This is a genomic window from Microbacterium sp. UBA1097 (genome assembly GCF_002313585.1).
Classification (GTDB): domain Bacteria; phylum Actinomycetota; class Actinomycetes; order Actinomycetales; family Microbacteriaceae; genus Microbacterium.
Window position 1 is genome coordinate 1 of the sequence record NZ_DCBW01000041.1, and the last position, 7,588, is coordinate 7,588.

Here is a 7,588-nt window from a genome sequence, read left to right on the forward strand (position 1 = left end):
TGCTCCGGTGCGTTGCGCCAGCCGGGCGACGACCTCCGGCACCTTCCCGGCCGTTGTCGCCCGATCGTAGGCGCCTTCACCCGTGACCACGATCGTGTCGGGCGTAAGGAGCCTGGGCAGTCCGATGAGTTCGGCCACATAGCGGGCGCCGGACACGATCTTCGCACCCCAGACGTGCATAGCGAACCCGGCTCCACCGGCGGCTCCCGCGCCCGGCACGTCCGGCGGCGTCCCCATCTTCGCAGCCCACGCCGCGAGCGCCGCATCAGCCTCGGCGATCTCGTGGTCACGCAGACCCTTCTGAGGGCCAAAGACAGCGGCAGCGCCCCGAGGACCGCACAGCGGAGTGTCGACGTCGGCGAGCACCATCACGCCGCCCGAGGGCAGGGAGGCGAGCCCTGACAGGTCGACGCTCGCGACATCCCTGAGGCCGCGAAGGCCCGGCGCGATCGGCTCGCCATCCGCATCAAGGATGCGTGCACCCAGGGCGCGGAGGATCCCGGCCCCGCCGTCCGTGGAGGCACTCGAACCGAGACCGACCATGATGCGGGATACGCCGGCTCGCATCGCATCGACGATCGCCTCGCCCACCCCCGTGGTGTCAGCATCCCAGGGACGCAGACGACCCTGTAGCGCTTCGATTCCCGAGGTCGACGCCAACTCGATGACTGCGGTAGCGCCGCCCCACGAACCCTCCGGAGGCACGAGCACCCACGCGCTGTCATGGCGCTCACCGTCAGCGCCTGTCGCCCGCATCGGCCGCAGCGTGGTGCCGGGGATCGCCGCCAAGAACGCGTCGAGCGTCCCTTCGCCGCCGTCAGCCATCGGACGAACGATCACCTCATCGTCGGGCCTTGCCCGGCCCCAGCCCCGCGCCAACGCGTCAGCTGCACGCCGCGCCGATACCGACCCCTTGAAGCTGTCGGGCGCGATCACAATGCGCCGTTTCACGGTCACGCCGCGAGTCTACGGATCTTCGCGAGCGCGGTAGCTGCGCGCCGCAACCCCACACCAGCGACACCTCCCGCCGATAGCCTCGAGGCGTGACCACCGCGCGCCACACCATCCATCAGACGAGCGTCATCGCGGCGCTTCTCGACGGTGTCTACGATGGCGAGACGACCGTCGGCAGCCTTCGCCGCCGCGGCGACTTCGGAATCGGCACCTTCGAAGGCCTCGACGGCGAGCTCATCCTTCTCGACGACACCTGCTACCGCATCCGCGACGACGGCACAGCGACGGTGGCCGCCGATGGCGAAGGGGTGCCCTACGCCGTCGTCACGCGCTTCAAGCCTCACCTGAGCTTCGAGATCACCGGGCGGCACACGCGGGCAGAGTTCACGGCACTCATCGACGAGAGGCTCGGCTCTGCCAACTACATGTACGCGGTGCGGGTGGACGGCGTCTACGAGCGGATGACGGTGCGTGCCGTCCACGTGCAGCAACAGCCGTACCGCCCCCTCGTGCAGGCAACGGCAGAGCAGAAGGTGACGGAGTTCACCGATGTCTCGGGCACCGTCGTGGGCTTTCGAACGCCGGCGTTCGAGGAAGGTCTGTCAGTTCCTGGCTACCACGCGCACGTGCTGCTCGATGAGCGCCGCAGCGGCGGACACGTGCTCGATCACGTCATACTGCGCGGCAGGGTGCAGGTGTGCGTGGGAACCGATCTCCACCTCGAACTCCCCCGCACCCCCGAGTTCGCCCGGGCAAACCTCGACCCGGAAGACCTGCGCGAACAGGTCGACCGGGCCGAGTCCTGAGGAGGTCGATCAGCGCACCGTCACGGATGTCGTGACCGGCGTGGGATTGGCGAACAGGTCGAGGACGGGGCAGTGGGCGTCGACGACCTGGCGCAGGCGCTCGTAGTCGGCGGCGCTCGCGGTGCCGCCCACGTCGATCGCGACGCGCACCGCAGAGAAGCCGGGGCGCACCGTCTCGTCCTTGCCGAACAGTCGCGCGGCATCGAGGTCGCCTTCAGCAGTCACCTCGATGTGATCCAGCGGAATGCCGAGGGCGTGGGCGTAGAGGCGAAAAACGACCACCTGACACGCGGCGATCGCGCCGAGCGCGTACTCGACGGGGCTTGCAGCTGAATCGTCACCGGCAAGCGCGGCAGGTTCGTCGATCACGAACTCGTGTCCGCCGGCACGGATTCGGGTCGCAACGGCTCCCTCGCCGGTACCGCGGACGCGATAGGTGAGGTGCGCGGCCGTGCGGTCGGCGTCGATCCGCGATCCCCAGGCGGATGCTGCAGCATCCAGTCGGGATGCGCGCTCGACAGCAAGGTCTTCGGAGGTGGGGGCGAGAGTTGTCATGACGCGACGGTAGTCCCGGTCAACGCATCCAGCGAACTCAGTCCGAAACGCAGGGTCACGCGAGGTCATATACCGTCACACCGCGTCAGCCGCCGTCACGCGACGCAACACTCCTTCACCCAGGTCACGCCTCGCGGGTGATCGTCACCTTCACCGACATGTCGCTCTTGAAGGGCCCCGCGTACACGCCCCGCACAGGCGGCACGTCGTTGTAGTCGCGGCCGCGTCCTACGAGCACGTGACGGTCTCCGATCTCGGTGTTGTTGGTCGGGTCGAAGCCCTCCCACGATCCCGAGAACCACTCCACCCAGGCGTGCGACTCTCCCTCGACGGGCACCCCGACCTCGGCGTTGGCATTCGGGTGCAGGTATCCCGAGACGTAACGGGCGGGGATGCCGACCTCACGCAGCGCCCCCAACACGATGTGCGCGATGTCCTGGCAGACGCCCTTGCGCGCCTCCCACGCTTCAGCCCCGGTGGAGTGGACGCCCGTCACGCCGTGGACGTACTCGACGGCATCCCCGATAGCCATCGCTATAGCGTGGGCGGCCTGGCCCGGCTGATCGTGCTGCGCAGCAACTGCCCGGGCTATCTCCGCAACCTCCGGATGCGGCTTGGTGCGCGAGGTCTGCCCGAGCTGCTCGACGACCTCCACCGAACGCGCCGCCTCCCGGCGCAGCTGATCCCAGGTCATGTCTGCGTGCTCGAGCGGACGCGGCCGCACCTCCACGAGGGAGCGAGCGGTGAGAGTCAGGGAGGCGTGCGGCGACAGGATGTCGAACGAGGTCACGCGCGTACCGAAGTAGTCCACGTACTGATTGACCGACGTCGACGGTTCGATATCGAGCGACGCGCTCAGCACGAACTGGCTGTCGGTGGAACCCGGCAGCATCCGCGCCTCGTTGTAGGAAGCCGAGACATCCCCCTGGTAGGCGAAGGCCGTCTGATGTTCGATGCGCAGGCGCTTCATGAGATCTCTCCGATCCAGCTCGGCTCAGCCTGCGTCGGGAAGAAGCGCTGGCGGATCGCCTCCGACGCCTCGCGGGTGACGACCTGCACGCGCTCCATCTCCTCGGGAAGATCGCTGAGGATGTCGGCGACGGGCTTGTACTCGAGTTCGTTGCGGATCCGGCCGAGGGCCCGCAGCACGCTGTTGGAGTGCCCGACGCGGTCGGCACGCGGGTCGATCGCCGACATGCACCCCTCCGCCTGCTGGATCGAGTAGATGATCGAGCGCGGGAACAGGCGATCCAAGAGCAGGAACTCGGCGGCGTTGCGCGCGCTCGGGATGCCGCGGTAGGTGCGCAGGTATGCCTCGTACGCGCCGCACGAGCGCAGGATCGTCGTCCACGACGGCCCGGATGCCTCGGTCAGCGACCGCGTGGCAAGGAGCCGAGCGGTCATGTCGGCCCGCTCGATGCTGCGACCGAGCGTGAAGAACTGCCACGACTCGTCACGGCTCGTCGAGGAGTCGACGATTCCCACGGCGAGCGCGGCGCGCTCGCGAGCCCACTGGAAGAAGTCGTGCACCTTGTCGGTCTGCAGGCGTCGCGGCATCCGGGAATTGGTGGTGTTGAGGCACTCCCAGAGTTCGGTTGAGACGATCTCACGTGCCCGACGAGCGTTCTCACGGGCGGATGCCACCGAGTAGGCGATGCTCGACGGGTTCATGCGGTCGACAGCGAGCCGCTGCAGGACGTCGTCGCGTCCGACGAACTCCATCCCATCGGGCGGAACGGAGCCCATGACGCTCAGGAGCGACCGGCACGCGGTGTCTTCGTCGATCCAGGGATCCTCCAGCAGGAGCTGGAGGTGCACGTCGAGGATGCGGGCAGTGCCGTCCGAGCGCTCGATGTAGCGTCCGATCCAGAAGAGGCTCTCGGCGATGCGGCTCAGCATGGCGCACCATCCTGGGCCTGCTGCTGCTGTTGCTCTTGCTGCTCGGTGTGCGTGCGGGGACGATCCTGTGGCGAGTGCGTCGGCTCGGTCTGCTCGGGATAGATGATCGGGATCGCCTCGGTGACCGACGCCTGATCGGCGACGAGCCCGGCTAGACCGTGACCCTGCCCGTACTCGACGTGCGGCGGAGCATCGCCGCCGACGATCCACGTGTCTTTGGATCCACCGCCCTGGCTCGAGTTGACGACGAGCTGCCCCTCCGGCAGCGCCACGCGGGTGAGACCACCCGGGAGCACCCACACTTCGTCGCCGTTGTTGACGGCGAACGGACGCAGGTCTGCGTGCCGTGGCCGCACCCCGTCCTCCACGAGAGTCGGGATGGTCGAGAGCATGACGACCGGCTGGGCGATCCAGCCGCGCGGGTCGGCGAGCAGGCGCTTGCGAAGCTTCTCAAGTTCGGCGGGCGACGCATCCGGGCCGACGACGAGACCCTTCCCGCCCGAGCCATCGACCGGCTTAACCACGAGCTCGTCGAGACGGTCCAGGACCTCCTCGAGCGCGTTCGGATCCTCGAGGCGCCACGTGTCGACATTCTTGAGGATCGGCTCCTCGGCGAGGTAGTAGCGGATCAGGTCAGGCACGTAGGTATAGAGCAGTTTGTCGTCGGCGACGCCGTTGCCCACGGCGTTGGCGATCGTGACGTTGCCCAGGCGCGCTGCCAGCAGCAGGCCGGGAGCTCCGAGCATGGAGTCGGCGCGAAACTGCAGCGGATCGAGGAAGTCGTCGTCGACCCGACGGTAGATCACGTCGACGCGCTGCGGTCCACGGGTCGTGCGCATGAAGACCTTGCCGCCGATGCATACGAGATCCCGGCCTTCGACGAGCTCGACGCCCATGAGCCGGGCAAGCAGGGTGTGCTCGAAGTACGCCGAGTTGTAGACACCGGGGGTGAGGACGACGACGTTCGGGTCCTCGATGCCCGGGGGCGCCGAGGCACGAAGCGCGCCCAGCAGCTTGTTCGGATAGTCACCGACCGGGCGCACCCGCATCGACACGAACAGCTCGGGCAGCGTCTGGGCCATCACCCGCCGGTTCGAGATGACGTAGCTCACGCCGGATGGCACACGAACGTTGTCTTCGAGCACGCGCATCTCGCCGTGCTCATCACGGATGAGGTCGATCCCCGAGACCTGGATGCGCACTCCGTTGGCACTGTGAATCCCGGCAGCCTGCCGGTAGTAGTACTGCGAGGACGCGATGAGCGCGGCTGGCAGCACTCCGTCACGCACGCAGTGCTGCCGACCGTACGCGTCATCGAGGAACGCTTCGAGGGCCCGGACGCGCTGCGAGACTCCAGCCTCCACACGCGACCACTCGTCGTAGGGGATGACACGGGGCACAGCATCCAGCGGGAAGGGGCGTTCCTCACCCGCGAAATCGAACGTGACGCCTTGCGCGAGGTACGAACTCGCAAGCGAATCGGTGCGGCCGCGCAGCTCCTCTTGGGTCATCTGCGCGAGCGCCTGGTAGAGCTCGCGGTACGCCCGCCGCGACTCGGCCGACCCATCCTTTGCCGGCGCTGACGCGAACATCTCATCGAAGGGCGGGACGCCCGACGAGGTCTTCCGCGTCGATGCGGTGGAGCCGTATCCGTCGAACAGGTCACCCATGGGTCGAGCCTAGTCGCGGCCGTGTTGCACGGGTGTTTCCTTCTTTCGGATTCCTTACGGACGGGCCGCACCCCCTCCGAACGCGGTTAGCCTCGGGAACGTGGGTGACACCCGACGCAGGCAAGACACCGCCGTCGCCGCTCTCGCAGGAGCCGCCGCGGCGATCCTCGGTGCGGGCCTGGGAGAACTCTCGGCGGTCTTGTTCGCTCCGGCATCCAGCCCGTTCGCCGTCATCGGCGGGGCGATCATCGATGCCGCGCCGCCGTGGGGCAAGGACCTCGCGATCGCCCTGTTCGGGACGAACGACAAGATCGCTCTGCTGACGGGCATCGGAATCGTCCTCGTGCTGCTGGCGGGAGTGGCCGGCATCCTGCAGCTGCGCAAGCCCCCGTGGGGCCTGGTCATTCTCGGCGCGTTCGGTGTCGTGGGCGCTGTCGTCGCCCTCACCCGCAGCGATGCCAGCGGGATCGCGTGGCTTCCCTCGGTCATCGCAGGCGTCGTTTCGGTCCTTGCGCTGCACTACCTCATCCGGGTACTGCGGCGCAGTGCGGCGCGCGATGACGAGGCCACCGACACGGATGCCGACACTCGACCGAGCCGCCGCCAGGCACTCGTGTGGATGGGCGGCGCAACCGCGGTCGGCGTTATTGCGGCAGTCGCCGGAAACATCGCACGCGGCGGGGCGCGAGCGGTGACGACCGTGCGCGACGCGTTGAAGCTGCCTGCGCCCGCGACGACCGCCCCGCCAATACCCGCGGGCGCCGAGCTCGACATCCAGGGGATCACGCCCCTCATCACGCCGAACGCCGACTTCTACCGCATCGACACTGCCCTGGTGGTTCCGCAGGTCGATCCTGCGACGTGGAGTCTTCGCATCCACGGCATGGTCGAGGAAGAGGTCGAACTCACCTGGGACGAACTGCTCGCGCTGCCGCTGGATGAGAGCACGACGACACTCACGTGCGTCTCGAACAACGTCGGCGGTGACCTCGTCGGCAACGCGGTATGGCTGGGTTACCCCATCCGCGAGCTGCTCGCCCGGGCTCGCCCGACGGCGGATGCCGACATGGTGCTGTCGACGTCGGTCGATGGGTTCACCGCGGGGACGCCACTGGAGGCGCTCACTGACGATCGCAATGCGATTCTCGCCATCGGCATGAACGGCGAGCCCCTTCCGCCCGAGCACGGCTTTCCGGTGCGGATGGTCGTACCCGGGCTCTACGGATACGTATCGGCCACCAAGTGGGTCGTCGATCTCGAGGTCACGCGGTTCGATCAGGCCGAGGGCTACTGGACCCCGCGCGGCTGGTCGGAACTCGGCCCCATCAAGCTGCAGTCCCGTATCGATGTGCCCCGCTCGGGCGTCACCGTGCCCGCCGGCCAGACCGTCATCGCGGGCGTGGCGTGGCAGCAGCACGTCGGGGTAGCCGGCGTCGAGGTGAAGATCGATGACGGCCCGTGGCAGCAGGCAGAGCTTGCCACCGCGATCTCCGACGACACGTGGGTGCAGTGGAGCATCCCGTGGAACGCGACGGATGCCGGTCAGCACACCATCCGGTGCCGCGCCACGAACGTCAACGGCGAAACGCAGACATCCGATCAGGCCCCGCCGGCTCCGAACGGTGCGACCGGTTGGCACACCATCATCGCCAACGTCGCCTGATCGACGCTCTCACGCCGGCTAGCTGTTGTGTCTCGTGAGGT

7 protein-coding genes are annotated in these 7,588 nt (G+C 67.9%); 2 read left to right on the plus strand and 5 right to left on the minus strand.

What is annotated here, in order from left to right; genetic code table 11:
* Positions 1-957, minus strand: a 957-nt coding sequence (locus tag B4F19_RS10235) for a glycerate kinase (RefSeq protein WP_292734624.1), incomplete at its 3' end; no start/stop codon positions are given.
* Positions 958-1,043: 86 nt separating this feature from the next.
* Between B4F19_RS10235 and budA the strand changes: the two genes are divergently transcribed.
* Positions 1,044-1,760, plus strand: coding sequence for an acetolactate decarboxylase (budA, locus tag B4F19_RS10240; RefSeq protein ID WP_292734627.1), 717 nt, complete (start codon positions 1,044-1,046; stop codon positions 1,758-1,760).
* 9 nt (positions 1,761-1,769) lie between these two features.
* Here the strand turns inward: budA and B4F19_RS10245 are convergent, their stop codons facing one another.
* From B4F19_RS10245 to B4F19_RS10260, 4 genes are all read right to left on the minus strand, one after another.
* The gene (locus B4F19_RS10245; RefSeq protein WP_292734630.1) at positions 1,770-2,315 is read right to left on the minus strand and encodes an OsmC family protein; all 546 of its coding nucleotides are present in this window, start codon (positions 2,313-2,315) and stop codon (positions 1,770-1,772) included.
* A 124-nt stretch (positions 2,316-2,439) separates the two neighbouring features.
* Positions 2,440-3,285, minus strand: a complete 846-nt coding sequence (locus tag B4F19_RS10250) for a transglutaminase family protein (RefSeq protein WP_228178390.1) — start codon at positions 3,283-3,285, stop codon at positions 2,440-2,442.
* A complete protein-coding gene (locus B4F19_RS10255; RefSeq protein ID WP_292734633.1) occupies positions 3,282-4,214 on the minus strand; it encodes an alpha-E domain-containing protein in 933 nt (310 codons plus the stop codon). The genes B4F19_RS10250 and B4F19_RS10255 overlap by 4 nt, the downstream gene beginning before the upstream one ends.
* On the minus strand, positions 4,208-5,884 hold the full coding sequence (locus B4F19_RS10260; RefSeq protein ID WP_292725616.1) for a circularly permuted type 2 ATP-grasp protein: 1,677 nt from the start codon (positions 5,882-5,884) through the stop codon (positions 4,208-4,210). The genes B4F19_RS10255 and B4F19_RS10260 overlap by 7 nt, the downstream gene beginning before the upstream one ends.
* 100 nt (positions 5,885-5,984) lie before the next feature.
* On the opposite strand from B4F19_RS10260, the gene B4F19_RS10265 reads away from it, so the two are divergent.
* On the plus strand, positions 5,985-7,547 hold the full coding sequence (locus B4F19_RS10265; RefSeq protein ID WP_292725614.1) for a molybdopterin-dependent oxidoreductase: 1,563 nt from the start codon (positions 5,985-5,987) through the stop codon (positions 7,545-7,547).
* The last annotated feature ends 41 nt before the right edge of the window (positions 7,548-7,588 follow it).

Bases quoted from the DNA above. Each gene is read 5' to 3' on its own strand.
- B4F19_RS10245 (WP_292734630.1), bottom strand. From the start codon at position 2,315: ATGACAACTCTCGCCCCCACCTCCGAAGACCTTGCTGTCGAGCGCGCA.
- B4F19_RS10250 (WP_228178390.1), bottom strand. From the start codon at position 3,285: ATGAAGCGCCTGCGCATCGAACATCAGACGGCCTTCGCCTACCAGGGG.
- B4F19_RS10255 (WP_292734633.1), bottom strand. From the start codon at position 4,214: ATGCTGAGCCGCATCGCCGAGAGCCTCTTCTGGATCGGACGCTACATC.
- B4F19_RS10260 (WP_292725616.1), bottom strand. From the start codon at position 5,884: ATGGGTGACCTGTTCGACGGATACGGCTCCACCGCATCGACGCGGAAG.